Genomic DNA, 26,633 nt, shown 5'->3' on the forward strand with positions numbered 1-26,633 from the left:
CATACAGAAGGAGACCCGAATCCGATGTCTATGAAAAAGCCTGCTTTGATGCTCACCATCCTCTCCCTGCTCGGACTGGCCGCCTGCGGCACCCCAGCGGCCCAGCCGGCGGAAGCCCCTCAGCCGAAGGCCGCTGCAGAGCAGACGGCTGCCGCACAGCCGCGGGTCGCCTCCCTGTCCATCCACCTGACGAACAACCTGCTGGCCCTTGGCATTACGCCCGCCGGCTCGGTCCTTGGGGGCAAAGCCAAGGATTTCCTGCCCCATGTGGCTGACCGTCTGAAGGACACGAAGAAGCTCGGCGTAGCCGCAGAGCCGGATATGGAAGCTCTGCTGGCCCTGAAGCCCGAGACCATCTATGCGGATGAAGCGTTCGCCGGCAAAGACCTCTCGAGCTATGAGAAAATCGCCAAGACCGAAGTCATCTCGCTCGACGAGGGCACCTGGCGGGATCACCTGAAGCTCATCGGGAAGAGCGTGCACCGCGAAGCCCAGGCGGAGGCTTTCATCGCCGCGTATGAGAAACAGGCGGAGAAGGTCCGCGCCTTGATCCAGACAAAAATCGGGGGCGGCACGGCTATGGCCATCCGCATCTCGGCCAAGGAGCTGCGCGTCATGGGCATGGCCCGCCCGCTGGGGCCGCTGCTCTTCAAGGACCTCGGACTGAAGCCTGCCCAAGGCGTCGAGAAGATCAATAAGGCTTACGAAGTCATCTCGCAGGAAGTGCTGCCGGATTATAACCCCGATGCGATCTTTGTGATCGTCAACGTGGAGGATGACGCCAAGAAAGTGTTCGAACAGCTGCAGAGCAACCCGCTGTGGCAGGGGCTCAAGGCCGTGAAGGCAGGCCACGTGTATCTGATTCCCGAGCAGCCGTGGCTCGATTACTCCGCTCTCGGCAGCAAGATGTCGCTTGACGAGGCGGAGAAGATGTTCTCCAAGTAAGCGCGCAGGCTGCAGGGCCGGGGGGCCCCCGCTCCGCTGCGGAATGAACGGCTGCCCGCCGAGCATTGCACCCTGCATCCGCAGGCTTGGCGCTCCCAGCCCTGCACGCCCCGCATCGATCCCTTTGCACCAAACAGAAGAGGCTGCCCGGAACCTTCCCGGACAGCCTCTTCTTACATGCTGACGACCGTATTGCGCCCCTGACGCTTGGCCATGTATAAGCTACGGTCGGCACGCTTCAGCATCGCCGGAATATCATCCTTCTCCCCGTTCCATACGGTAATGCCGATGGATACCGTCACCCGTTCCGGGCCGCCCGGGATGTATTGGAACGAATGCCCGGCAACCCGCTGGCGGAGCCGCTCGGCGAAGACTGCGGTCTGCTCGGGTCCCGCATCTGGAAGCAGCACGATGAACTCTTCTCCGCCGAAGCGGCCCACCAGATCCGCCGGTCCGGCGGAGTCCCTAAGCAGGCGGCTGATCTCGGCAAGCACGACATCCCCCGTATCGTGGCCATACGTATCGTTGATCCTTTTGAAATGATCGACGTCGAGCAGCACCACACTCAGCCTGCGCTGGGCTGCCGCATGCCTGTGCAGCCATTCGTTAATGCTGCGGCGGTTGCTCAGCCCCGTCAGGAAGTCCGTGCGGGCCTCCGCTTCGCGGGAAGCGTTCAGCTCGTTCAGCTGCCCGATCGTCCGCTCCAGCTGTTCCTTATGATACAGATTCTCGCGGTGCAGCCGCTCCAGCTCGTCGTGCGAACGGGAGACGACGCCGAGGAGCTTCTCGTAGCTTACAATCACCACCACCTGACGGGCCAGCACCAGCAGAGTGGTAACCATCATGCCAATCGTCAGCGGCTGCCACCGCTTGAATTCGAAGAGGACGAAGCAGATCAAGGTGCCGGCGGCCAGGTAAGGCAGCAGCGTTTGCAGCCGGTGCTCGATCCGTTGGGTCTTGGGGCGGGCTTTGGCGGGGGAGGTCCGCGGTGAATCCGGCAGGATCGAGGCCAGGGCAAGCAGATGAAGTCCGAGCGACCAGAGCGGATCGACCCAGCTTCCTGATGCATAATTGCCCTGTATATTCTGGATAAAATAGAGATGATTCGCCGCAGTCCAGCATCCGACGGCTCCTATGGCGCACAGCTCCCCGACATTCCTGCGGCTGTGCTCGCGATAGCGCAGATAGAACAGCAGACACCCGATCCAGCCGCCGGCTGCCAGCACCGGATACAGGAAAGATAGTATCATGGACCCCTTCTCGGAATCGGAGGCCCCCGTCAGGTACGGAGCCAGCAGAAATTGCCACTCCAGCGTACAGGCAACAGCCATAATAATGACAAGATCGAACAAGACCCGCAAAACGTCGGAACGGCCGGGTCGATTCAGGGAATAAATAATGCCGACAAAATAACATAAGGGAATGAACACATAGAGAACATCGTAGACAGAAGAGATAGGGCTGTGGCCCTTCCAGACCAGCAGATCGGTCCCCCTCCATAGGCACTCGAGGACGAGGTAAATGCAGCTTCCGATAAAAAAGAACTGCCAGCGCCTGCGCTCCCCCGGACCCTTGGACTTCATTCCTTTCCAAATAATCCACAGGGCGCCGGCCGCCCCAAGCGGGCTGAGGATATCGGCTGCCGTTCCCTTCAGGGACGCAGGCACCAGAAGGAGCATCACCCAATAGAACGGAGTAAAAAAAACAAGAAACCATACAGCCGGACGCAGGAACGAGGGCGTCAGCTTGCGGTAAAGCAAGGCCGTTTCAAACATATGGTCATCATGCCCTTCGGGTGGTCGGATCGATGGTGTTTTCTCCATAATACTACCGCCCTTCGACCCAGAAAGCAACGAGAATATAGTCCATTTTACCTACTCGATTCCATTGTAACATCTTCCAATCCCCCATCTGCAAGCCGTTCCATAATACCAGACGCGTTCCCGCTTCTCTTACTTCAGCCTCCGGGCGGATTTTGAAACAAAAGCAGGTGCGGGATCACCCGAACTTCGCCACCCGCTTTAAGGCCGGTGCATCGTTTATATAAAAGACACATGCCTGGATTGAAAGTCTGCGGGCGCCCCCTTATGCATATTCAAACAAGCTGCAGTCCCGGTATGCCGGATCGCAGCTTGTCCAAGGGGGGCGGGCTGCAGTACAGAAGTCCTACCGCTTTTTCATACCGAAAAATTCGCAGCCCTTCCGCGGATGATAGGCCAGCTCGGAGACGCCGGACTGGATGACGACCGTCGTATCGTCGAAGCGGATGACACAGCCTCCCGCATCAATGACATGATCGTCCTTGAATACCCGGATCGGCACCTGCCGCTCCAGGGCTTCCTGAAAATCCTGATCCGTCTCTAGACGGCGGTTATAGGCCATGGCAGGAAACTCCTTATTTCGTTAGAATCGTAACTCCTCCGTCTGACGCAGGGGCACCCCACCAAAATACCATGTCCGGCCTTAAAATCCAAGAGGACCGCGGCCCAGAGACACCGCATCCTGTCCCAGCTTATTCAACGCATCATCGCCACATCCACCCATTTTCCAAATCCCCCTTGTCAATAGTACGATTTCGTAGTAATCTGATGGCAGTTCATATTTCCATTTCGTAGCCACTGGAGGAACACATCATGGATCAGCTGCTGGAGCTTTTTCTAAGGAATGGCCTGCGTCCCTTAAGCCTGTTCGCCGATGCCGCCGACCTCGAGAAGAAAGTCAACCGCTCCGAGCTGACCGCCCTGCTGCTGCTTCTGCTGCGCGGAGAGCTGACGATGTCCGAGCTGGCGGTCCAGCTGGGAGCGCCGCTCAGTACGCTGACCTCGCTGGCCAAACGTCTGGAGAAAAAAGGCCTCATCGCCCGCCGGCCATCGCCCGTCGACCAGCGGATTACGCTGGTGGATCTGACCGCGGAAGGCCGGGAGATGGCGTCCCAGGCCAAGGCAACGATGGCCGCCTATCTGAAGCGGATCGAAGAGGTCCTGACCCCCGGAGAGACCGAACAGTTCTTCACGCTGTTCCTCAAGATCGCCAAAGCGCTGCAGGACGGTACCCGGGAGCAGACCGAAGCGGAGAAGCCGGCTTTTCGGAAAATCAGCATAGAGGACTGAGAGCCGGCCTCTTTTTTTGCTCAATTAGTACGAAATCGTAATAATATCAAAGGAGCGGATCATATGCGCATTCTCATCTATACCGGCAAAGGCGGCGTCGGCAAAACCAGCGCGGCCGCAGCCACAGGTCTGAAGCTGGCCTCGCAGGGCTGCAGGACCCTCGTCATGAGCACGGATGCGGCGCACAGCCTCTCCGACTCGTTCGGCATCCCGCTCGGCAGTGAACCCGCCCTGGTGGCCGAGTGCCTGTGGGCGCAGGAGATCGACTCCCTGCGGGAGACTGAGAAGCGCTGGGGTTCGGTTCAGAGCTGGCTGCAGGGCATGCTGCAGTGGGCGAAGCTCAGCGACATTACGACGGAGGAGATGCTCGTCTTCCCCGGCATGGAGGAGCTCTTCAGCCTCCTGCGGATCAAGGAGCATGCGCAGAGCGGCCGGTACGACTGCCTCATCGTCGACTGCGCCCCTACCGGCGAGACGATCCGGCTGCTGAGCTACCCGCAGCTCCTCGGCTGGTGGATCGACAAGATCTTCCCCTACGAGCGCCGGCTGGTCAAACTCGTGCGGCCGGTCGCCAAGGCGGTCACCCGCGGAAACCTGGAGCTGCCGAGCGACCAGGTCATGGACTCCATCGAAGCCTTCGTCCGCGAGCTCGAAGAGCTTCAGGAGCTTCTTCTCCAGCCGGAGACGACGACGGTCCGCATCGTTATGAACCCCGAGAAGATGGTCGTGGCCGAAGCCCGTCGCACCTTCACGTACCTGAATCTTTTCGGCTTCCGCACCGATGCCGTCATCGTCAACCGGGTCCTTCCCGAGGAAGCCGGCACGGGCTACTGGGCCGCCTGGCGCGAAGTGCACGGGAAGTACGAGGAGGAGATCCGCGCCTGCTTCGCCCCGCTGCCCATTCTGCGGATTCCGCTGATGCCCTCCGAGGTGCATGGACTGGAGATGCTCCGCCGGGTCGGCGACGCCGCCTTCGCGGAGCACAATCCCCGCGAGGTGCTGTACCAGGGCAATATTCAGGAGCTGCGCATTGAGAACGGGGAGCGCCATCTCGACATTACCCTGCCCTTCGCCGCCAAGGAGGAGCTGCAGCTCAGCCAGAAGGGTGACGAGCTGACAATCCAGGCCGGCCCCTATAAGCGCAAGGTGCTGCTCCCCCGCATGCTGCTCGGCTGCCCGATTGCCGGCGCCCGCTTCGTGGACGGCAAGCTCTCGATCCGCTTCGGAGAACGGGCTGGAGATGAATCCTAGAGGAAGGAGGCTTGGTACAATGGCAAAAACACCGCTAACCGCCCGCCTGCTCGATACGCTGATGGAGCTGCAGGAAGAAGTGCTGAACGAAGCGATTCCGGAGCAGACCCGCTCCCACTTCCGCTCGGCGCGAAGGGAAGCCCTGCTCGGCATCCGCTCGCTGATCGACGAAGCGATCGAGAGGACGCAGGAGAGGCCGGGGGGACAAGGGGCTGCAGCCCAAGGACCGGGGAAGCACCGGGATGCGCACGGAACCGACGGCACGATTCCCATCGAGGACTGAACCCCTGTACAGGAACGCACACTCGCATGTCAGGGTCTCCCTGACCAATCGATTTTCTCTAGTTGATTTTCTCTATTTAATGAAGGAAAGAGACGGTGATTTTTTATGCTGACCCCAGCTTCGCACGTCCGTCCGGCCCCCCATGCCCAGCGATGGTATACCCTGGCTTCGTGGCTGGTCATCCTGCTCGGGCTGCTCCACAACGCGGTGTTTGTATCCGGCTCCATGCTGAACGTGGTCCGCCGGCAGAGCAGCCCGGTGTATCAAAGCATGAAGGAGTATAAGATCGATCTGATCGGTACACACAGTCTGCTGAAGTTCTATGACGGCTTCAGTCTGACCATGGGCTGTCTCCTCATCCTGCTGGGCACCCTGAACCTGCTCGTCTCCCGCTCCCTCCCTCTTCCTGCCCTGCGCGCGGCCGCACTGTTCAACGCTGTCGCCTGCCTGCTGCTGACGGCCTTGTCGCTGGTCTATTTCCATCTGCTGGCCACATCGTTTTTCGTGCTGGCTCTGGCGGGGTATGCGCTCTGTTATGTGCGATCCCAGCGCTTGCCATCCTAACAGCAGAAAGCCCGTCCTGCCATGATGGCGGAACGGGCTTTCTGTACTGCTTGGGTCTAAAGCGTCTTTTGTCGTTACATGCCCCAACCCGCCCGCGTGACTTCCGCATAGAACCGGTGGAACTCCTCAATGTTCAGCTGCTGCGCCGCATCGGACAGCGCGGTGGCCGGGTCCGGGTGGACCTCCACCATAATGCCGTCGGCGCCGGCTGCGATGGCCGCTTTGGCGCACGGCGCGAGAATGTCCTTGCGGCCCGTGGAATGCGTGACGTCGACGAGCACCGGCAGGTGGCTCTCCTGCTTCAAGATCGGCACGGCCGAGATATCGAGCGTATTGCGGGTCGCTCTCTCATACGTGCGGATCCCCCGTTCGATGAGCATCACCTGCGTATTGCCGCCGGCCAGGATGTATTCCGCCGCATGCAGGAACTCATCGATCGTCGCAGCAAGGCCGCGCTTGAGCAGGATCGGCGTGCGCACCTCGCCGGCCGCCTTCAGCAGCTCGAAATTCTGCATGTTGCGTGCGCCGATCTGGATGACGTCGATGTATTCGGACGCCAGCCCGACATGCGCCGGGTCCACGATCTCGCTGATCGTCTTCAGGCCGAACTCCGATGCCACTTCCTTCAGAATCTTGAGCCCTTCGATGCCGAGCCCCTGAAAATCATACGGTGACGTTCTCGGCTTGAACGCCCCTCCCCGCATGACCGTGACCCCCGCTTCCTTCAGGGCGGCAGCCACCTGGCGCACCTGCTCGTAGCTCTCGACCGAGCACGGCCCCGCCACCATAACCGGACGGCCGCCTCCTATGGACACGCCGGCCAGCTCGACGATGGTGTCTTCTTTTTGCTTCTTGCGAGAGACGAGCAGCTGCTTCTTATGATCGGTCTGCTGCAGACTCAGCGAAGCCTGGAAAATCTGCTTGAACAGATGGCGCACCGTTTCATGGGAGAACGGCCCCTGATTGCGGGAGACGAGATCCTCGAGCATGGCTTTTTCGCGTACGGGATCAAACTTCGGCACGCCCTGCAGCTCCTTCTCCTGCCCGATCTCCTGAGCAAGCCTCGCCCGCTCCGACAGCAGCTCCAGCAGCACCCCGTTGATTTCGTCCAATCTTCCTCTGAGTTCATCCAGCCTTGCTTGTCCCATTCGTCGTACCTCTCCTTTGCCACTTTAAATATGAATATGGAAAAACACAAAAAGCCCCCCGCCGCAAGGGACGAGGAGCCGTGGTACCACCCTTATTAGAAGAAGCGCCGATCTGCCGCCAAATGGGCGGGGGAGCCCGCGTTCTTCTCACTTTGGTCCCTTTAACGCAGGGCATACGGGAGACCCTAGACGTCGGCCGCTTGAGGGAATTCGGGGCGGACGCTTCAGGAACCGGCTCGGGAGTGAACTTCGGCGGCGGGCTTCGATCGGGTGCTCTCAGTCTCCGGCACGCCGTCCCTGTCATGAAATCCGGTCCGCTTACTCTTTCCTTCATTGCCTTTTGGGAATGATTTGAAAGGATTGTACCCCGTCCAGGCCGAATGGCGCAAGAACATGATTTAACGCAGATTTGCTTCATCGCAGTGAAGAGACATAGGAATACCGGGATATGCATGGGGAGGATGGGTTCCGCTACGGCAAACGTGATATACTGGAAGCGGATCACGACTATGGGAAAGCGCAAGGTGAACTTCATGAAGGATACGCTCATTTGGCTGGCTTTTGCAGCCCTGTGCCTCGTGTTATATATCGTCAACCGGGTGTACCGCGGAACGGGACGTCTCGGGGAGGCGACGAGAGAGCTCCGGCGGCTGACCGGACGGGTGCGGGAAGGACAAGCTTCCGCCGGAGAACTCGGTGAGTGGGACCGGTGGCTGCCGCTGCTGGAGAGCTACCCGTCGGATTATAATCAGCTCAATCAGGAGATCGACTTTACGGGGGCGTTCACGGTCTTCCTGCAGCAGCATTACCCGCAGGACCCGCGGCTGCCCGCCCTGGAGGAAGCGTCGCGGCACAAGAAGGATACGATCTGGGGGATCAAAATTCCGGGGGATAAACGATGAAGCTCAGCGTTCTTGATCTTGTCCCTGTATTGCAGGGTACCGATAATGCCGGGGCACTTGGGCAAGCCCTGCGGCTCGCACGGACGGCCGAAGCGCTTGGCTGCCACCGCTATTGGGCGGCCGAGCATCACGACCTGCCGGGCCTCGCCTGCACGGCGCCCGAGGTGCTTCTTGCACATATCGGCGCACAGACGCAGACGATCCGCCTCGGCACCGGCGCGCTCCTCCTGCCGCATTACAAAGCGATGAAGGTCGCCGAGACGTTCAACATGCTCGCCGCCCTCTACCCGGGGCGCATCGATCTCGGTCTCGGCCGGGCTCCCGGCGGGTCCGCCCACGCGGCGATTGCGCTGAGCGGCAACTTCCTGGAGGGTGTCCGGCAGCTTCCGGACACCCTCCGCAGCCTGCTTCAGCTGCTCCAAGGCACCTTCCGCGTGGAGAACGAGCCGGTCACGGCGCGGCCGATGCCCGGCATCCCGCCGGAGGTCTGGCTGCTCGGCACGAACCGCAAGAGCGCGGAGCTCGCCGCGGAACACGGGACCGGCTATGTCTTCGGCCAGTTCATGAGCGACCAGGATGCAGCTGAGACGCTGGCCGCGTACCGGCAGGCCTACCGGCCCTCGGAGCGTGCTCCCCGGCCGCAGGCGATTGTGGCCGTAGGCGTAGTCTGCGCCGAGACCGAGGCCGAGGCCCGGCGTCTGGCCGCCGAAGGGCAGCGGGCGTTCCGGCCCGGGGCCGGGGAGACCGCTCGCGGCGGAAGCGGCTCGGCGGGAGCCGGCGCTGGGGCGGAGGCCGGCGGAGGCCTAGCGGACGCTGGGGCGGTGAGCGCTGGGGCGGAGGATGCGAAGGCTCAGCAGGCCGCTCCTCTGCCGGCGGGCCTTGCGCCTGGGGGCGAGCCCGATCCGGCGGAGGAGCGCAGGCTCCTGGCCGGCACGCCGCAGCAGGTGAAGGCCCGGCTCGAGGCCATGGCGGCGGAGTACAGTGTGGACGAGTTCCTCGTCGTCACCCCGGTCCCGCACTATGAGCAGCGGCTGCGCTCCTACGAGCTGCTGGCGCAGGCCATTTTGGCGTAGGCCGGCAATCAGACCGCATGCTGCTTGTTGCTGGAAGCTGCCGGTAGAAAGCGGCCTGCCGGAAAAGCTTATCCATGGTGCGGCAGGTTCTACAAGGCGCTTCTGTAGGGTGACGCAGGCTGCCTGATCCGGAAGATAGGAAATCAGAGTTCCTCTACTTACTTCATGCGACTCTGATTTCGATGAATAGCGCACCGAAGTTCCTTTTTTGATTTCAGCAAAAACGGCCTGCCGGGGAGAACTACCGGCAGGCCGTGATGTTTTCAGCACATTTCATACAGCCTTCGTCCGTCACCCCCGCACTGCCTGTCGGCTTACTTCAAGCCCGCCCACGCCGGCTCCCGCACGGACTGCCAGCGCTCCCGGATCTCGCGCATCTTTGCCTCAGGGAGCGGGCCTTGGGCCGCCATCTCGATATTGCTGCGCAGATGCTCTTCCTTCGTTGTCCCGACAATGGCCGTGTGCACGCCCGGTACCGACAGGGTGAAGCGCAATGCCGTCTCCAAGATCTCCTCCGGCGACTTCTCGAGGAACGGGTAGTTCAGCTTGTCCAGCCGTTCCCTGTACTCGTCCGGGTTGTTCGGCTCCTCCTTCCCCCGGCTCCAGGCGACGTTAGCCACCGGACGCTTCGCTATCACGCCCAGCCCATCCCGGGCCGCACGTCCCAGCGTCATCTCGAGAGCCTCCTGGTCCGCGAAGTTCACCGACGTCTCGATCGCGTCGAAGAACCCAAGCTCCAGCGCATACAGCATATCCGTGCTGTCGCCGCTGTAGCCGATATAGCGGACGAGGCCGTCGCGCTTCAGCTTTTTGACCTCCTCCACGAGTCCCCCCTGACGCAGCACCGCTTCGGTACAGCTGTGGATCAGAATCAGATCCAGATAATCCGTCTGCAGACGCTTCAGGCTGCGTTCCACACTGGGCCGGACGTTCCTCGGGTCCCAATCCGGATACTCCAGACCGACCGAAGTGCCTTCGCCGCACTTGCTGAACAGGTAATAGTCCTGCCGCCGGTGAGAGACGGCTTGTCCGATCAGCTCCTCGCTGCTCAAGTAGCTCGCCGACGTATCGATCACATTGACGCCCAGCTCCAGTGCCGTGTTCAGCAGCTTCTTCACCTCATCTGGAGGCGTATCCTCCAGCCCAATCGTCGCTCCGCCAAAACCAAGCACCGACACCTTCATATCCGTTCTGCCGAATGTTCGCTGTTCCATGGTTTTCACCTCCGCAAGGTTTCCGTATTTATTACCCCCCACAGGGCTTGGCAAACGTTTCCTTTCCCTCTTTGCCATCGTCTATTATGTAGTACGATAGGCCTCCTATCCGGCGCTTTCTTGGAGAGTGGAGTGGCTCATACCGACCGAAGTCTCCTCAGTAGCTCTATCTTCATCGTCGTCAATCCCTGCTGCAGGCTTGCTGCCGCAGGCTCTGTAGAGATTATCCTGTGCCGCCCAGGCTCGGGTCTCCCACTTTTGATTTGGAGGTGTTACGATGATGCTGACCCTGTTCACTTGGCCGTTGGTCATTTTATCCGTCCCGCTGGCCCTGTCCGGTCTCGTCCTGCGCTCCCCTGCCCTGCTGTATGCCGCCGCGCTGTGCATCGTCCCGACCTGTCTTTACTTGGCCATGACTCCAAGGTTCCTCGGGTGGGGCCTGCTGTTCCCCATGGGCTATATCGGTGCGGCCTGGCTGCTGCTGCGAAAAGCGCCGCTCTGGGCTGCTTCGCTGCCCATTCTTCCGGTCTGCTGCCTGTTCGGCTGGCTCGGGTATGTCATCTGGCAGCTATGACCGGAGCACTCCACATCCTGCACAAAAAAGGTATAACCAATCTCCCCCATGACCTGCCGGCGTGCATGTGGTAAGATGGAAATATTGGTAATATCGTCCATATTTCTTTTTCTATTTTATGATCCCCATCCCAAAACCGAGGTGTATCCATGAAATATTCGATCCGCAAGCTGCGTCTTCCGCAGGATTACCCGGCCATTGCCGAGCTGCTCAGCCACGCTTTCTCCGAACCGACCACAGCGGAGAACCTCGCACTGGAAGATTCCAAAATCCCTGCCCACGGCAATCTCGGCCGGGACGACCAGGGCCGGCTCACCGGCCACGACCGATATCGACTCGTCGCCGTCGATGAGCAGGATGTGCCTGTCGCTTACGGCATCTCCTGGCGAGCCCCGTGGACGGCCCCCGGCGAGCTCAACAATCTGCTCATCGTCTCCCCGGACCACCGCAGCCAAGGAGCCGGACAGCACCTGTACGACCGGTTCGAGCAGTGGGCCTACGAGGTCGGCGCCTCCAAGATCAATTACGAGATCCGTGAGCAAAGCGAAGCCTCGCTGCGCTTCGCCCTCGCCCGGCATTACGAGATCGAGCGTCATTCGTTCGAATCCGTGCTCGAGCTTCCGGCGTTTGATCTGGAGCCGCGCCTTCCTGCCCTGCGGCGCCTGAGCGATCATGGCCTGCATGTCGTTACTTTGGCAGACCTGCCGGGAGACGAAGCCGAAGCCCGGCTCTACGAGCTGTACCGTGAGACCGCTTTCGACATCCCCGGGTTCAGCGGCGATTATTTCAGTCGCAGCGAATGGCGCAAATGGACACTGGACCTGCCGGGTGCAAGCCCTGCTCAGATCTTTATCGCTCTGGACGGCGACACGTTTGCCGGGGTGGCGAGCCTGGTTCATTTTGAAGCCACCTCCAGCATGTATCACGAATACACGGCCGTCCGCCGCGCCTACCGCGGGAAGGGCATCGCCCTGGCGCTGAAGGTCCGCACGATCCAGCATGCTCTGGAACGCGGGGCAGCTTATATGCGCACCCATAACGATTCGTTGAACGCCCCGATGCTGCGGATCAACCGGGACCGGCTTGGTTTTGTCGCGGTGCCCGGCATGTACAAGGTCGTCAAGCGGCTGCCTCAGGGGGCGCAGACCCCGGCCTCCGTATGACGCCAAACACCCCCGGAGCCATGTTCCCCGGGGGTGCCGCTGTATGAACTGAATCTTGTCCCGATCTACTGCGCTGCCGCTTATTCTTCCCCTTCTTTACTGCAGGTGACGCTTGTAAACTGGTTCAGCGGGAAGATCGTCGGAACGCGGCGCCCCGGAACCTGGATGAATTCCACGAAGCCCCGCCCCACGAAGAGCAGCTTGCCGGTAAGACTGCCGATGTCCTCAGCCGTGGCCACCACTTCATACGGCAGCCGCTGGCTGGTCCTCCGTCCGTGGACGATGTAAAACGACGTGTCAAAATCGAATACCCGGCGGCCTACCTTAAAATTCCTCTGGGAAACGGCGGTCAGCACCCCAACCGTACGTGTCAGCTTGGGGAAGCCGGGAGAAAACACGGTGACCTTCTTTCCCAGTAACAGTCGAAGCCTCTGCTGCAAAGTGATCGGGCGCGGCATCGGACAACCCTGAATGTTCTTTGTCGGCATATCGCATTCTCCTTTGCTGGTCATTGTAGGTACACAGTAGTGTATGCCAAGCCATCCCCTTCTGTATGGGGAGCCGCCAGGAAGCCCGCACCCATTCTAACCTCCGGACGGTGTGAAGCACAGGAACACTGCCCTGCAGTATTCTTGGGAATGGGGAGGCCGCCGCGGCCTAACTGCTTCGGTTGTCCGGTGGCCACTGGCACAAGCCCCCGGCTGTCTCCGCACGGATCTGCACTCCGGCGGCCACAACCAGCAGTAACTAACACCTCCCAGTCTGCGGTATCATATAAGACGTATCCCCCGAGGTCCGGCGGCACGTCAAACACCCCTGCCTGTTAGCAGAGGTGCTTGATCCCATGTATGCCAAGTCTGAAGAGCGTTCGGCCCATGGCAGCTTTTAGGCAAACCATCCAACATCCTCAGGGGGAACTCTTCTAAAAAATAACGGAACTCCAATGCCTTATCCGAGTATTTCCCGGCATTTCCCGAGATATAACGGAACTCAGATGTCTTATCGGTCTTGAATTCACCCCCAAGCCCCCCGATCAGTCCAAATAGCGAACCTCAGTTCCGCTATCTGTAAATCAGGCCTTTCCCTGAGCCGGATAAGGAACCTGAGTTCCGCTAAAAAGCCATTTCCTCTTTACGACCAGCGCGTTCTTCCCGCGACAGCCTCCTGAAGAGAACGCAAGTGTTCACGTATGCCTACTAAGGCGGGCTCAGGGTAGGATCCTGGATCAGGACAAACGCCGGCGGTTTGCAGCCCGTTCAAGCAGCCCCCAATCCTTGACGGCGACGCTCGAGAGATGCCGTGAAAACTTTGCCGCTCTGCTGTGGACTGAAGGGTGTACCCGTCCCCCACGCCATCTAGCCTTTTGTCCTGCAGCCCTTCTGCCCTTATACCCTTGGTTGCGACACTCAAGAGATGACGTGACACATGCCGCCCTGCTGTGAAACAGAGACGGGGAAGTATGCTCCCACTCCTCCAGCCTTCTGCCCTCTGACGCTGCGGCATCTCAGCCTTCTGCCTCTAGCCCTCTGCCCTCCAGCGCTGCGGCATCTCAGCCTTCCGTCTCCAGCACTGCTGCACCTCAGCCTTCCAGCCTCTAGCCTTCTGCCCTCCAGCCCAGCCTTGATACTCCCGCCCTTGCGGCCCCGAAAGGCTCTCCCGCTGCTGTACTGCCCCGCTGGCGGCAGCTCCCTTGAGCTTACAGCGACCTGCGGTAGATCGCCAGTACGTCCTCGCGGTCCAGCTTCTGGAAGTGGCCGAACGGCCCGTACACCATCGCCTTGTCGGCCATCTCCTCGAGACGGTCGTCGCCGATCTTGTAATCGGCGAGGCGGCTCGGGGCGCCGATGGAGGTCCAGAACGCGCGCAGCGCCGCGATGCCCTCGAGCGCCGCCTCGCGGTCGGATTTGCCGGACGGATCGACGCCGAAGACGTTGACCGCCATCTGCTTGAACCGGCCTACGCCGCTGTCCAGCACATGCTCCATCCAGTTCGGGAACAGGATGGCGAGGCCGCCGCCGTGCGGGATGTCGTACACCGCGCTGACCGCGTGCTCGATATTGTGCGTCGCCCAGTCGCCGCGGACGCCCATGGCCAGTACGCCGTTCAGCGCCATCGTGCCGCTGTAGAGGATCGTCTCACGGTGTTCGAAGCTCGCCAGATCCTGAAGCAGCTTTGGCGCCGTATGGATCACCGTGCGCAGGATCGTCTCGCAGAAGCCGTCCTGTACCGGACTGTTGCCCGTGTGGTTGAAGTAGGTCTCGAACACGTGCGACATGATGTCGACCATGCCGTACACCGTCTGGTCCCGCGGCACGGAGAAGGTGAACTCCGGATCGAGAATCGAGAACCGCGGGAAGGTATGCGGGGAGCCCCAGCCGAACTTCTCTTTCGTCTCCCAGTTCGTGATGACCGAGCCCGAGTTCATCTCGGAGCCGGTCGCGGCCAGCGTGAGCACGGTACCGAACGGCAGCGCATCATGAGCCGCCGCCTTGCGGGTGATGATCTCCCAGACGTCGCCCTCGTATTTCGCCCCGACTGCAATCGCCTTCGTGCAATCGATGACGCTCCCTCCGCCTACGGCAAGGATGAAATTCACACCTTCGCTGCGGCAGATCTCCACGCCCCGGTGCACCGTGGTCAGCCGCGGATTCGGCTCCACACCGCTCAGCTCGTGCACCTTCGCCCCCAGCTCCTTCAGGTGTCCGAGGACGCCATCATAGACACCATTGCGTTTGATGCTGCCTCCGCCATAGACGAGCAGCACCGTGCTGCCCTGCGGCACCTGCGTGCGGAGCTGCTCCAGCGTGCCTTTGCCGAAGATCAGCTTCGTCGGATTGTGAAATGTAAATGTATTCATGAGCTTCTCTCCTATCTCTATCATCATTGGGCTTTCCAGAAAACGGACCCCTGTACCATTACCCGAATCCGCCAAAAATATTACAAGCCGTACTTCCTCAGCACGTCCTCCGTCAGTCCCTCGCCGCCGTAAGAGTCGAGCGGGGAAATCTCGATCTCCCGTCCTTCCAGCCGGGATGGCTGAACTCCCGCGTCCAGCAGCCAGCGCTGATGCAGCGCAAGCACGAGCTCCCGGGCCGTGGCCGGGCTATCGGCCCCCTCCTTGTTCTTCACCGGGGCGAACTCCCGCTCCCGGGCCATCCGCAGCACCGTCATCTCCTCCATAAGAGGGAAAAAGTCGAAAATAAACCGCTCGAACTTGTACGCGTTGGGCTCCTGCGGGGTGTAAGGCTCTCCGGCGCTGTCCAGCGTCCGGATCTTTTTGTGGGCCGCATGGTACGGCAGGTCCGTCTCCGCCTGGGCTTCGATGAAATCCGTGCGGAACAGGTGGATCGAGATATTGCCGAGCCCATACACATACCGGCTCCGGCTGTCCCGCTCATACATCAGCTCGGGCGGCACATCCGTATACTCGACAACGGCCGGACGGCCGTTCCTGCGGCACAGAATGCCCACCTTTTCCTCCGGGTACGCCTTCTCCACGACCTTGGTCGCCACAGGATGGTTGAAGTGCGCGGCCACGCCGACGAACGCCGGGTCCGCAATCGCGATCAGCGCATTGTCCACGTTGTAGTAAAAGAGCCACTCCACCCCGCGGCGCTTCAGGTCGTCCAGTGCCCCCCGATGCTTCATGGAGGCGAACACTTCCCCGTTGCCGCTCGGCGCCAGAGACACTTCCCCCTTGGCCGCCAGGAGCACCCGGCCGTGCTCATCGAGCGCAGGCAGCACCCCCTGCTCGAAGAAAAAGATATCTTCCTTCGGGTAGCCGAAATGGCCGTGCTCCTCGAAGAAGCCGGTCGTCGCCCCGTGATTCTCCGGGCTCGTCATGATGTACCACGGCACGGTCCGCCCCGCGAGAGCCGACAGCCTGAGCAGACGCTCCGCCTGCAGCTGGAACAGCGATTTGCCGGACGGCAGCCCGATGTCGTAGGTTCCCTTGGGCCCTTCATGACCGAGCCGGCTGCCTTGGCCTCCGGCTACCACAAGCGCCCCGACTTTCCCTTGGCGCAGCAGCTCCCAGCCGGCTTCCTCGAACTGCTCGCGTTCCGCGTCGCTGTAGTCAACCCAGTGCACGGCCCGGATGGGCTCGATCGTACCCGTCAGCTCCGGAGGCTGCCCCGCCTTCCCGAACAGCCTGGCCATCCGCCCGAAGTCCAGCCCACCGACCTGCTCCAGCAGCCTCTCCTGCTCCTCCGGCCGCAGTTCATGATAATAGCGGAGCAGATGCTCCTGCCCATAAGCGGAGGCCTGCTCCAAGAGCTCCTCGTAGCTTGCGCTCATTGCCGTTTTCTCCCCCTTAGGTCCCCCGGTAGGCCTTGGCATGAAACCCGCCCATCAGGCGGAACAGCGTCGCCCCGTCCCTCTGAAGCAGCTCCGCCGAAGCATCGAAGGCAAACACCATCGCCTGATACGGCTCCGGTACCCAAATATATTGATGGACATAGTCCCCGACCAGCTGAAATCCGTTGTTTTCCCAAAAGGAGGCGCGTCTGCGGTTCACGGGAGTCTCTTCGCATTCGATCTCAATCACGATCCCCTCGAGTCCCTGGGCTCTCGCCCAAGCCTTGATGGCGTCCAGGAACCGCCGTCCCATCCCTTGGCTTCGCGCCGCCTGCGCCACCGCGATGTAATCGATCAGCAGCGCCCGGATCTCCCCCAGCCTGCCGGTCAGCGCCATGGCAGCCACTTCGCCCTGCTCCACGCCGCCATGAAGGAAGCCTCCGCCCCGTTCGACGGCATTGCGGATGACCTTTACCGGCTTGCGGCCATGCGGGGGGAAGCCTTCGTGGTATACAGGCTCCAGCCGCTCCCATAGCAGAGGGTCCCATTCGTCCTTGGTTATCAGTTCCATATGCCGTCCCTCCCCTGTCATCATAGCAGAAAGTCCGCCGCGAACCCAAACCGGTACGCCCGCTGTACGGACTTGAGCACCGGCATCCGTCGCACGCACCTCCCTATCCGCAAACGGCGGCCCTCCATTCGCTCCCCCGGCCTGTCCGGCCCTCTTCCGGCAGCCTCTTTTCACTGTCATTGCCCCGCGGGCTTGACCCGCATACCGGACTTGTAATACGCTGTATCCCGGCACCTGATCCACAGCGGCTTCACCTTCATCCGTTCTTCATGAAATGTTCATGATCGGGTCATGACGCGGGAATGCCCCATCGGTATAATGAAAACATATTCCGGTTTTTTCAAAAAACGCAGCTGCAGAACCACATACAAAAAAGTATCTTTAGGAGGAAACCCATATGTATAAATCCATCGTTATCGGCACAGGCCCATCCGGTCTGACGGCCGCCATCTACCTGGCACGCGCCAACCTGAGCCCGCTCGTCATTGAAGGCCCTGAGCCGGGCGGCCAGCTCACCACGACGACCGAAGTCGAGAACTTCCCAGGCTTCCCGGACGGCATCATGGGTCCTGAGCTCATGGCCAACATGCGCAAGCAGGCCGAGCGTTTCGGCGCGGAGTTCAAGACCGGCTGGGTGAATTCCGTCGACATGTCCCAGCGTCCGTTCAAGCTGCAGGTTGAGGGCATCGGCGAGCTCGTCTCCGAAACGATCATCATCTCCACCGGCGCTTCCGCGAAGCTGCTCGGCATCACCAACGAGAAGGAAAGCATCGGACGCGGCGTATCCACCTGCGCAACCTGTGACGGTTTCTTCTTCCGCAACAAAAAGATCCTCGTGGTCGGCGGCGGCGACTCCGCAATGGAAGAAGCGGACTTCCTGACCCGCTTCGCTTCCGAAGTGACGCTGGTCAACCGCCGTACGGAGCTCCGCGCTTCGAAGATCATGCAGGACCGTGCACGCAAGAACCCGAAGATCTCCTGGGCGCTCAACAAGACCCCGCTTGAAGTGGTCTCCGGCGACAGAGGCGTAACGGGCCTCAAAGTGAAGAACAACGAAACCGGTGCGGAAGAGATCCTCGAGACGGACGGCATCTTCGTAGCCATCGGCCACACGCCGAACACCGGCTTCCTGAACGGCCAGATCAAGACCGACGAGATCGGCTACATCCAAGTAACACCGGGCACCACGATGACGAACGTCCCTGGCGTATTCGCCTGCGGCGACGTGCAGGACAGCAAGTACCGCCAGGCGATCACCGCGGCGGGCAGCGGCTGCATGGCGGCACTCGAGTGCGAGAAGTTCCTCGAAGGCCACATGGTGCACGACTGGAGCCAGACGCTGAACGCGTAACTTTACGTGGTCAAGCTTACAGTAGATTGCAAAAAGAGACTGCCCCCGCGGGAGGCCACTGAAGAACTCACGGTTTTTCCTCGGGGGCCTTGCATAAGTCGCAAAAAAGACATCTGTCCCCATTTTTCTGGAGACAGATGTCTTTTTTAATGGCTCAAAATGGGCCTGCTTGACGCGTTTTTCAATCCACCAGTTTCAATATCCGCTTAAGATTTACAGCGAATAGACGGGGAACATGGGAAATGTCTCGAAACACAAACAATGCCCTTCCGACTTCCTACTGGGAAGCGAAAGGGCTGAAGAGTTTGCTTTATATCTGGAAAGGACTCTACACCTTGAATTGACCCACTATTTCCTGAAGGTCCTGAGCCATTCTACTTAAGGATTGGGCAGAAGCAGAGACTTCCTCCGTGGAGGCGAGCTGTTGTTCAGCGGATGCAGCTACTTTCTGAGAATTCCCAGTGGACTCCTCAGCCAACCCAGCTACATTCTCCATCAGCTCCACCATGGTAACTGAGTTTTTGTTCACCCCATCCATTACAATAGCTACCTCACGAGTTTGAACCACTACTTGCTCAATTGATTCCACAATGTCCTTGAAGGATTGACCGCTCAGACGAACGAGCTCGATCCCCTCCCCAAGCACATGTGTCCCTTCATCCATGGACTGTACAGCCTTGAAAGATTCCGATTGAATCTGATCGATCAGTTGGTGAATTTGAGCTCCTGCTTCCGCAGACTGTTCAGCGAGCTTTCTCACTTCGCTGGCAACCACTGCGAAGCCCCTACCCTCTTCTCCAGCACGGGCCGCCTCAATAGCTGCATTTAATGAAAGAAGGTTCGTCTGATTGGCAATCTGAGTAATCATAGCTACTATTTGTCCGATCTCTTTCGACTTTTCCCCAAGTAGGTTTACGACCTTTGCAGTGTGTAGGATTGACTTCTGAGCGTGATTCATTTGCTCGACCGTTTGGGCAACGACAATGCTTCCAGATGTCGCTTTGTCACTCGCGTTATGAGTCAGTAAGGTGACCTCTTGAATGGATGCGGAAACCTGGCTTATGCCCTGCGATAATCCTGTGCTTGCTTGCATTGCCTTTTGACCGCTTAAGAGTTGCTTGGCAGAACCATCTGCGATATCTTGGATAGCCGCAGAGATTTGCTCCGACGCATAGCCACTTTGTTCAGCACTGGCAGATAATTGTTGGGAGGTCGCGGCGACTTGATTAGTATTGTCTCCAACCTGGATGATTAACTGCTGTAGGTTTCGCTTCATCTGATTAAAGGCTTGGGACAACTCGCCCAGTTCGTCACGATTCTTGACGATGACTTCATCTCCTGTAAGCACACCTTCGGCAATGACAGTGGCACCTTGAGTAAGCAATCGGACAGGTCGGGCGATCAATCGAGTGATAGTAGTACTGATGATGACAGCAAGGAGAAGTGCGATCGAGCTTATTACCAAAATATTTCCTACAACCGAAGAGACGAGTTGGGAGTTCTGAATGTTAGCGTTTGCCAAGACTTCAGCTTGCTTCTCCGCTATTGCATTGGCCGTGGTTCGAATCTCTTGAGCCAAGGGTACGGATTTCTCAACAGCCAAAACTTTGGCCGCGGCAGGATCGGTCTTCATCAGATCTATCACTTGATTCAATTGGCCTACATACTGTTCATTCAATGATCGAAGTTTGATCAGCATTTCATGTACTTCCGACACTTGCACAAGGGGAAGAGTAGTTTCAGCCAAACTGTCTAGCTGTGTAGAAGCCTTTATCGCGACATCCGCAGCTGTAGGTTGTTCAAGAAGTATCCCGAAAATACCGCTAATCTCCTGTGATGCACTTACCTGCATGGTTTTTGCGTTAATTAGTATAACATTTCTGCGGTCAAGCAAGTCCGAGTAAGAGCCATCTATATTTTTTATCATATAGATAGAGATGCCACTGATTACGGCTAGAAGAATGATTATACTTAAGAAGCCGAAGAGTAGTTTTCGACCAATGGTTATTCGCATAGCAGCATGATTCCTCCGTTAATTTGAGATCTAAGTTGTTAATGGAAACTTTGTAACCCTTAAGAAACCATCCCTTCGTATATATTAATTGCAGAATGCAATGGATGATTTATCGGTTTTGTTTTAACTTTTTATTACTAAAGTTGTGAAAAAAGAAGGGGTAAACCAGGCCTCAAGGGAGAATGTCTTGGAACGACTAAAGAAGCACCCTTGATCATCGAGGCCACTGAAGAACTCACGCTTTTTCCTCGGGGCCTTGCATAAGTCGAAAAAAAAGACATCTTTTTCCATTCTTCTGGAGACAGATGTCTTTTTAATGGCTCAAAATGGGCCTGCTTGACGCGCTTTTCAATCTATCATTTTGCGGCACAGCCGCTGCAGACAGCCTGCCCAGCCGTTCGGTTCGTCGTGCATGGCAGCCTGCCTGCTCTTTTGCTGAGGCTCACCTATACAACCACCTGTTTATTCCGCTCCCCGGAAGTAAGCTGTCCATTCGGACTTGGCCAGAGCATGCTCCTCCAGCACCGGCTCCACGTCCTCGAAGAACACCGGAGCGCTCTTCAGCTCCACCTTCTCCGTATCCAGGGCATACACAACGACCCGGTAAGGATGATCCCCCGAATGCGGCGGCGGCCCCATGCCGAAGTAGGCGTTGGTCTCCGTCCCTTCCGGGAGAGCGCCGGTTACACCCTCGGGTATTCCCTGAGAGGATGCCGGCAGATTCAGCACGCTCCAGTGAATCCAATTGTCGGCGATCGGGTGCAGGTCGTACATCACAACGGCATACGACTTCGTGCCTTGCGGAGCCCCTTCCCACTGCAGCGGCGGATTCACGTCCTTCCCGTCCGCCGAAGCCCCGTGGGCATACCGCGCCGGAATATCGCCATGGGCTTCATAGGCCGGCGACCCGGCCTCGAATCCGGCAGCCGGGTCACCGGCCTCCGCTTCCAGCAGCAGCGTGCGGCTCGCCAGGTCCCACTCGAACCGGGCGCCCGATGCCGCAGTCAGAACCCGCAGGGGTACATACAGGCTGCCCTCCCGGTTCACGGCTTCGTGGTCATACGTGTAGGGGCTTCCGTCCACGACGGCTTCCTCTTCTCCTGCCCGTACCTTGACGGAGTGTGCCGCCCCGCCGGACTCCACCACAGCCGAAGCGCTCCCTCCCGCCTCGTCCCAGGTCACCTTAGCACCGAGCGCTTCGAACGCCGCCCGGAACGGAACCAGAATCTTCGTGCCCTCCATCTCCGCCTTCACGGGCAGCTCCTGTCCGTCCAGCTTCACCGTCACCGGAGAGTTCCACTGCAGATAACTGCCGACGTTCTTCATGACATCCCGCTCCTTGACGGGGGCTTCGGCATTCGCCGCTCCGGCAGCCATCATCAAGGATAATACGGCCGCCGAGGCAGCCCACCGGTGAATTCCACGTAATCTTGGCATACCCATCGCTCCTTCGCGTCGGAATGTTCAGCCTGCGCATCTTCCGGTATAATAGGGGCAGTCACCGGAAGCATACCGCATGCCGCATTCCAATTTATAATAAAATACATAACGTTCGTCTAAAATAATGTTATAACCAAATCTTACCTTTGTCAATAAGGAGTTGGGCTTCTTTGCTGTCGATCGAAAAACAAATCCTGTTCCTGCTCTCCCGATCCGCGCCTATGGACACGCAGGAGCTTATCACCATCTATGAACGGCGCGGCTATACCGCCCCTACGATCCGCAATGCCCTGTCCCATCTCAAAAAGAACGGATACGCCGTTTCGCCCGCCCGCTCGCTGTATGAGATTACGCAGGCCGGCCGAACCTTCATCCGTACAATCAACCGGAAGCCGCTGTTCTACGACCGGGCTTGGGACGGCTCCTGGCACCTGGTCATGGTGGAGATCCCCGAAGCTGAGCGGCGCCGCCGTGATGCCTTCCGTGCGGATATCCGGCAGACCGGCTTCGGTCTGCTCTATCACAGCGTCTATATCGCCCCGTGGGATTACAGCGAAGAGGTGCGGGAGCTGCTCGGCAAGCACGGGATCATGGATAGAGCCATGCAGTTCCACGGCTCTCTGCAGGGAAGAACCCTTACGGCGGAGGAGACCGCGGAGATCTGGGAGCTCCCGGCGGCAGGCCGTGAGTATGAGGAGCAGTGGGCCTGGTATACCGGTGACTGCCGGCCGGCAGCTGAAAGTCTTATCGCGCAGGGGGAAGCGGCCGACCCGCTCGACCTGTTCACGCTCTACCTGGAGCTCGGCGAGGTCATCAGCGGCTTGTATCTCGTGGACCCGATGCTGCCCCCGGAGCTGCTGCCCGCCGACTGGCAGGGCAGGCTTAGGCTTCAATCCATGCAGGACGGGCTGCGGCGGCTGGCGGAAGCCATCCCGGCGGGTTCGCCATATGCCCGCTTCCTGTAAGGCAAACCTCTCCACAAAACGTTAACTTTCCGTTCACAGTAGGGATACCTTCCTCCCGTAAAGTCTTTGCTTGGGCAGGCCATTGCCGGCTGTCACACCATCTGCTTTACGAAACGGAGGAAGTTACCGATGTTCACCAAAGCACTCCGCCGCACCGCGGCCTGGCTCTCCCTGGCTCTCATGACCGCCGCTCTCGCCGGAGGCCTCTTCACCCTACATACGAGCCAGGCTGAAGCGGCGGGAGAGTACGACGCCGTCCTGTATTTTCCGTTCAACAAGTACCCGTACACGGGGGACCACATCCGCGATGCGATCGCAGCCGGACATCCCAGCGTATGCACGATCGACCGCGACGGGGCCGACGAGAACCGTGCCGAATCGCTCCAAGGCATCCCCACCAAAACAGGCTATGACCGCGATGAGTGGCCAATGGCCATGTGCGAGGAAGGCGGAGCCGGCGCCGATGTCCGCTATGTCCCCTACTCCGATAACCGGGGATCGGGCTCATGGGTAGGCAACCAGCTCTCCGATTATCCCGACGGCACCCGGATCAAGTTCATCATGTCGTATAACTAACTGAACGAATGTGGGCTGCACACGCAGGGCTTTCACTGCTATCCGAGGAGGTCCGAACCATGCCCGATTCTATACAAACGTGGCCAAAACAGGAGCTGCTGATCTCTTATGCCCAGCTCGCCGTCTATACCTCGGGACTGCCCAATCCGTACCCCGAGTGGACGGACCGACATCTCAGGCAGGGCTTTGCCTGGCGGCCGGGCAGTGTCTCGTTCGCCGCGCTCGATGATGTCCGCAGCGAGATCGTAGTATCGTTTGGCGCCAGGAAGCCCGTACCGGACGGGGAGGCTGTACGCGAGATCTCCGTTCCTTTCCCTGTGAAGGGGGCTGGCGGGATTACGGTCGGCAGCATCCTATCGCGCTCCTGCCACTATGAGATCCCCGCGGGAAGCTACGAGCTGCTCTTCCGGGCCGTGCCTCTGGAGATTCCGGAGCCCGGAGCGCCGAAATTCCGCTATCTCCTGCACTTCACGCCGAACGCGCAGCCGGAAGCCCGCATCCTGAAGTGGGACGAAGCCCTTTCCCCCATGCTGCCGCTACTGATGGAAGCCGAGCCGGCTGTCTGATCGACACCCGGAATCCGAACATTAGACGACAAATTTAGCGTTATTTGTAACGAAATTGAAATCTATTATTCATCCTTCCTTAATGTCGCTGTCCTATAATAAATCTCGACCCCCTTTTTAATATATAAACCCTTTTAGACCCTCAGCCCGTTGCTGTGGGTCTCTTTTTTTGGCCTCGGCCATATGATTCGGAGAAGAGCCTTCCGTCCAATTAAACTTATCACTTGAAAAGGAGATTCCCTTCATGGATATGCCTATCTATATGGCCCTTGCCTGTGCTTATCTGGTTCTCATCGCCTTCGGCTGGAATCGGGTCCGGGAGCAGGGCGGCTTCACCTATTCCTCGATCCCGCTGCTCGTCGCCCTGGGACTTTTCTATGACAATGGCATCATTGCAGCGGGCGAATGGTTCGGTGAAGGTCGTACGCTGCGATTCCTGAGCACGTTCCGCTACTGGACGCATGCCTTGTTCACTCCGGCGCTCGTCCTCTTCGCCTGGGATACCCTGCGCCGGGCGGACATCGGCTGGGCCCACCGCCCGTGGAGCCGAGGAGCCGCCTGGCTCGTCACCCTGGGGCTCGTCGTCTACCAGACCCTCACCGCAGCGCTGCGCGAGACGACGAGCCTTGCCCCGCTCCGCGAGTACGGCGTGCTCCGCTATGTGCCGCTGGCGGAAACCGGCGGACCGCTGATGGTGATCATCACCTCCGCGCTGCTGCTCGCGGCCGGTCTCATCCTGGCTTTTCGCCAGCGCTGGATCTGGATGGCCGCAGGGACGGCCGCGCTGTTCGTCGGCCGCATGATTCCGCTGCCCTTCGAAAGCTCCGCGCTGACCAACATCTACGAGCTGCTCCTCATCGTATCCCTGTGGGCTACGGCGAAGCATCAGGACCGCAGTGGGATATGGACCGCCCGCTGACAGCCGGCTGACCCTCTGCCGCTGGAACGGCCCTCTCCGCCCCAAGCGAGGATCACCGCCGGCCGGCATGGTCAGCCGCTGCACCTTGAGCTAAGCCGAGCGATCCAGGAAGAAGCTTGCCGGCTTCAGCGAAGCGGCAGGTGACAAAAGCCGGCCCAGGTATGCACTCCTCGCCCAGCGTCTCACCCATAACAACAGCAGCAGCCCGCAGGCTGAAGGCTTAGGCACCTTCGTTCTGCGAGCTGCTGCTGTTCTGGGGCTACAAATAGGGCTCGACGATCTTCCGGATCCGCTCCAAGCCTTCCCACATATCTCCCGGTCCGTCATAGATGAGCACGACCGCGCCGTTATAACCGGCGGCTCTCACCTGCTCCAGGCAGCGGAGGTATTCCTCTTCGTCGGGGAAGCCGTTCTCATCGTAATGCGCCTTGGCATGCACGGAGACACTCCCCGGGATCGTTGCCGCCAGCTCTTCGTACTTCGCCGGCGACTTGAAGTTCCCGAAGTCGGTGATGAAGCCGACCGCTTCTCCCGCCAGGGAGCGCAGCTTCAGGCAGCTGTCCGCCGTGGAGGTAAGCGGCTTGAAGTTCTCCGTGACGACGCGCACACCGTGCTCCGAAGCATACGCCGCAAGGCCGGCCAGCGTCTCGGCGCTGAGACGGAGCGCTTCTTCGTCGTCCGGCTGCGCCTCTCCGGCCACTACGCGAATCTGCTTCGCACCAGCCAGGGAAGCATACCCGATCCAGCGCCGGATGAACTCGACGTCCGCGGTGCGGCGCCGCTCATCCTCGCTCGTCAGATCGCCGTAGTCGAGCAGCAGCGTATCGAACGAGATCCCCGCGGCGGCGAAGGTTTCCCTCAGCCGGCCGAGATAGGCCGGGTCCGTGGCGGGGAAGTGGAAGTGGCACACTTCGAGCGCTGCGTAGCCCCGGCCCGCGGCCTCCCGCGGCAGCTCCAGCAGGCTCAGCACCTCGGGCTGTTCCTGCTCGCGCGTGATGTGCGTGCCCGACTCGGCATCCCACTGCGTCCAGCGCAGCGGTCCGAGCAATCGGTGCAGACTCCAGGTGCTGACAGACAAGTAAGACATCGCAACAAACCTCCTATGCAGAGCGTTCGAATGGAATACACCACGTTGTATTCCACGCCTGATTGGGATTTCCTGCCTGCGGACGTTGGCTGCCTTAGCCGCCGGAGCAGGCCATCGCTTTCCACCCGTTGGTTTCGATCGATTCGCCCTGGGCACTCAGAGGACAGAGCTGCCCGATGTCCGGCAGTCCCCCTGTAAATACGCTGCGGTACGTTACCGTCCGCTCCCCGTCGCGGAACGTCAGGTTCGCATGGCCGCCGCAAACGCAGGCATCATCATAGAACGCTCTGACGCTGTCATATCCTGCAAGGTAGTACCCCTGCTCCTTCAAGCCCCGCATCCGCTCGATCCAGGCCCTGCGGTGCGCTTCCCGCTTCGCGGGATCATCCGCATAGGAGTGCGCGGTGGCAATCGCCTCCGCTTCCTCCCACTTCTGCTCCACCATGAGGTCCAGGAAGCGCTCCGCATTCCTGCCAGCCTGCCACATGTTCACCGAAACCCATGCGTAATAGGCCATAATAAAAACCCCATAAAGCAGCAGCAGTCCCCCAATGATATTCCTCACGTATCTCACACGGCTCATCCTTCTATCCTGAGGACCGGGACAGAGTCTGCCCTGTA

The 26,633-nt window shown here is 59.6% G+C and carries 26 protein-coding genes; 14 read left to right on the forward strand and 12 right to left on the reverse strand.

From position 1 onward, the window contains the following. Positions 1 to 24 precede the first annotated feature (24 nt). Complete coding sequence (locus ACP26L_RS31485) at positions 25 to 945, forward strand: ABC transporter substrate-binding protein (protein WP_426449511.1); 921 nt, start codon at positions 25 to 27, stop codon at positions 943 to 945. Positions 946 to 1,118: 173 nt separating this feature from the next. On the opposite strand, the gene ACP26L_RS31490 is transcribed toward ACP26L_RS31485, so the two are convergent. Both ACP26L_RS31490 and ACP26L_RS31495 read right to left on the reverse strand, forming a co-directional pair. Next, on the reverse strand, positions 1,119 to 2,768 hold the full coding sequence (locus tag ACP26L_RS31490; protein ID WP_426449512.1) for a GGDEF domain-containing protein: 1,650 nt from the start codon (positions 2,766 to 2,768) through the stop codon (positions 1,119 to 1,121). Between the two features lie 343 nt (positions 2,769 to 3,111). Next, positions 3,112 to 3,327, reverse strand: coding sequence for a hypothetical protein (locus tag ACP26L_RS31495; RefSeq protein ID WP_426449513.1), 216 nt, complete (start codon positions 3,325 to 3,327; stop codon positions 3,112 to 3,114). A 251-nt stretch (positions 3,328 to 3,578) separates the two neighbouring features. Between ACP26L_RS31495 and ACP26L_RS31500 the strand changes: the two genes are divergently transcribed. From ACP26L_RS31500 to ACP26L_RS31515, 4 genes are all read left to right on the forward strand, one after another. After that, positions 3,579 to 4,055 (forward strand): MarR family winged helix-turn-helix transcriptional regulator, encoded by a 477-nt coding sequence (locus tag ACP26L_RS31500; RefSeq protein ID WP_426449514.1) that lies wholly within the window; start codon positions 3,579 to 3,581, stop codon positions 4,053 to 4,055. 63 nt (positions 4,056 to 4,118) lie between these two features. Further along, positions 4,119 to 5,306, forward strand: a complete 1,188-nt coding sequence (locus ACP26L_RS31505; RefSeq protein ID WP_426449515.1) for an ArsA family ATPase — start codon at positions 4,119 to 4,121, stop codon at positions 5,304 to 5,306. Positions 5,307 to 5,325: 19 nt separating this feature from the next. Further along, positions 5,326 to 5,589 carry a hypothetical protein gene (locus tag ACP26L_RS31510; protein WP_426449516.1) on the forward strand — a complete coding sequence of 88 codons (264 nt, stop codon included), beginning with the start codon at positions 5,326 to 5,328 and terminating at the stop codon, positions 5,587 to 5,589. A 105-nt stretch (positions 5,590 to 5,694) separates the two neighbouring features. Then, positions 5,695 to 6,153, forward strand: coding sequence for an LIC_13387 family protein (locus tag ACP26L_RS31515; RefSeq protein ID WP_426449517.1), 459 nt, complete (start codon positions 5,695 to 5,697; stop codon positions 6,151 to 6,153). A 74-nt stretch (positions 6,154 to 6,227) separates the two neighbouring features. Here the strand turns inward: ACP26L_RS31515 and ACP26L_RS31520 are convergent, their stop codons facing one another. After that, the gene (locus ACP26L_RS31520) at positions 6,228 to 7,301 is read right to left on the reverse strand and encodes a bifunctional 3-deoxy-7-phosphoheptulonate synthase/chorismate mutase (protein ID WP_426449518.1); all 1,074 of its coding nucleotides are present in this window, start codon (positions 7,299 to 7,301) and stop codon (positions 6,228 to 6,230) included. A 509-nt stretch (positions 7,302 to 7,810) separates the two neighbouring features. Between ACP26L_RS31520 and ACP26L_RS31525 the strand changes: the two genes are divergently transcribed. After that, positions 7,811 to 8,203: a hypothetical protein gene (locus tag ACP26L_RS31525; RefSeq protein WP_426449519.1), complete on the forward strand. Its 393-nt coding sequence runs from the start codon at positions 7,811 to 7,813 to the stop codon at positions 8,201 to 8,203. Next, positions 8,200 to 9,276: an MsnO8 family LLM class oxidoreductase gene (locus ACP26L_RS31530; RefSeq protein WP_426449520.1), complete on the forward strand. Its 1,077-nt coding sequence runs from the start codon at positions 8,200 to 8,202 to the stop codon at positions 9,274 to 9,276. The genes ACP26L_RS31525 and ACP26L_RS31530 overlap by 4 nt, the downstream gene beginning before the upstream one ends. A gap of 314 nt (positions 9,277 to 9,590) precedes the next feature. Here the strand turns inward: ACP26L_RS31530 and ACP26L_RS31535 are convergent, their stop codons facing one another. Next, positions 9,591 to 10,490, reverse strand: a complete 900-nt coding sequence (locus ACP26L_RS31535) for an aldo/keto reductase (RefSeq protein ID WP_426449521.1) — start codon at positions 10,488 to 10,490, stop codon at positions 9,591 to 9,593. 277 nt (positions 10,491 to 10,767) lie between these two features. On the opposite strand from ACP26L_RS31535, the gene ACP26L_RS31540 reads away from it, so the two are divergent. Further along, entirely contained in the window at positions 10,768 to 11,064 is a 297-nt protein-coding gene (locus tag ACP26L_RS31540) for a hypothetical protein (RefSeq protein ID WP_426449523.1), read from the forward strand. 149 nt (positions 11,065 to 11,213) lie between these two features. Next, on the forward strand, positions 11,214 to 12,227 hold the full coding sequence (locus tag ACP26L_RS31545; RefSeq protein WP_426449525.1) for a GNAT family N-acetyltransferase: 1,014 nt from the start codon (positions 11,214 to 11,216) through the stop codon (positions 12,225 to 12,227). A gap of 80 nt (positions 12,228 to 12,307) precedes the next feature. Here the strand turns inward: ACP26L_RS31545 and ACP26L_RS31550 are convergent, their stop codons facing one another. The 4 genes from ACP26L_RS31550 to ACP26L_RS31565 form a co-directional block, all read right to left on the reverse strand. Next, entirely contained in the window at positions 12,308 to 12,715 is a 408-nt protein-coding gene (locus tag ACP26L_RS31550; RefSeq protein WP_426449527.1) for a hypothetical protein, read from the reverse strand. Positions 12,716 to 13,923: 1,208 nt separating this feature from the next. Next, entirely contained in the window at positions 13,924 to 15,084 is a 1,161-nt protein-coding gene (locus tag ACP26L_RS31555; protein WP_426449529.1) for an iron-containing alcohol dehydrogenase, read from the reverse strand. Between the two features lie 80 nt (positions 15,085 to 15,164). After that, positions 15,165 to 16,523: a UTP--glucose-1-phosphate uridylyltransferase gene (locus ACP26L_RS31560; RefSeq protein ID WP_426449531.1), complete on the reverse strand. Its 1,359-nt coding sequence runs from the start codon at positions 16,521 to 16,523 to the stop codon at positions 15,165 to 15,167. 16 nt (positions 16,524 to 16,539) lie between these two features. Next, positions 16,540 to 17,094 carry a GNAT family N-acetyltransferase gene (locus ACP26L_RS31565; RefSeq protein WP_426449533.1) on the reverse strand — a complete coding sequence of 185 codons (555 nt, stop codon included), beginning with the start codon at positions 17,092 to 17,094 and terminating at the stop codon, positions 16,540 to 16,542. Positions 17,095 to 17,491: 397 nt separating this feature from the next. On the opposite strand from ACP26L_RS31565, the gene trxB reads away from it, so the two are divergent. After that, positions 17,492 to 18,445, forward strand: coding sequence for a thioredoxin-disulfide reductase (gene trxB / locus ACP26L_RS31570; RefSeq protein ID WP_426449535.1), 954 nt, complete (start codon positions 17,492 to 17,494; stop codon positions 18,443 to 18,445). Between the two features lie 328 nt (positions 18,446 to 18,773). Here trxB and ACP26L_RS31575 read toward each other — a convergent pair whose 3' ends face one another. Both ACP26L_RS31575 and ACP26L_RS31580 read right to left on the reverse strand, forming a co-directional pair. Beyond that, a complete protein-coding gene (locus tag ACP26L_RS31575; RefSeq protein ID WP_426449537.1) occupies positions 18,774 to 20,459 on the reverse strand; it encodes a methyl-accepting chemotaxis protein in 1,686 nt (561 codons plus the stop codon). Between the two features lie 462 nt (positions 20,460 to 20,921). Then, on the reverse strand, positions 20,922 to 21,896 hold the full coding sequence (locus ACP26L_RS31580; protein WP_426449539.1) for a YbhB/YbcL family Raf kinase inhibitor-like protein: 975 nt from the start codon (positions 21,894 to 21,896) through the stop codon (positions 20,922 to 20,924). A 173-nt stretch (positions 21,897 to 22,069) separates the two neighbouring features. Here ACP26L_RS31580 and ACP26L_RS31585 point away from each other — a divergent pair, with 173 nt between their 5' ends. The 4 genes from ACP26L_RS31585 (at position 22,070) to ACP26L_RS31600 (ending at position 24,925) form a co-directional block, all read left to right on the forward strand. Then, complete coding sequence (locus tag ACP26L_RS31585; protein WP_426449541.1) at positions 22,070 to 22,864, forward strand: PaaX family transcriptional regulator C-terminal domain-containing protein; 795 nt, start codon at positions 22,070 to 22,072, stop codon at positions 22,862 to 22,864. A 180-nt stretch (positions 22,865 to 23,044) separates the two neighbouring features. Next, entirely contained in the window at positions 23,045 to 23,440 is a 396-nt protein-coding gene (locus ACP26L_RS31590; protein ID WP_426455172.1) for a NucA/NucB deoxyribonuclease domain-containing protein, read from the forward strand. A 59-nt stretch (positions 23,441 to 23,499) separates the two neighbouring features. Next, positions 23,500 to 24,006: a competence protein ComJ gene (gene comJ, locus ACP26L_RS31595; protein ID WP_426449543.1), complete on the forward strand. Its 507-nt coding sequence runs from the start codon at positions 23,500 to 23,502 to the stop codon at positions 24,004 to 24,006. 244 nt (positions 24,007 to 24,250) lie between these two features. Next, complete coding sequence (locus ACP26L_RS31600; RefSeq protein WP_426449545.1) at positions 24,251 to 24,925, forward strand: hypothetical protein; 675 nt, start codon at positions 24,251 to 24,253, stop codon at positions 24,923 to 24,925. 259 nt (positions 24,926 to 25,184) lie between these two features. On the opposite strand, the gene ACP26L_RS31605 is transcribed toward ACP26L_RS31600, so the two are convergent. Beyond that, the gene (locus ACP26L_RS31605) at positions 25,185 to 26,012 is read right to left on the reverse strand and encodes a sugar phosphate isomerase/epimerase family protein (RefSeq protein ID WP_426449547.1); all 828 of its coding nucleotides are present in this window, start codon (positions 26,010 to 26,012) and stop codon (positions 25,185 to 25,187) included. Between the two features lie 94 nt (positions 26,013 to 26,106). Further along, on the reverse strand, positions 26,107 to 26,595 hold the full coding sequence (locus tag ACP26L_RS31610) for a hypothetical protein (protein WP_426449549.1): 489 nt from the start codon (positions 26,593 to 26,595) through the stop codon (positions 26,107 to 26,109). Between the last annotated feature and the right edge of the window lie 38 nt (positions 26,596 to 26,633).

This window comes from Paenibacillus sp. S-38, assembly GCF_049942825.1.
Lineage (GTDB): Bacteria > Bacillota > Bacilli > Paenibacillales > NBRC-103111 > Paenibacillus_G.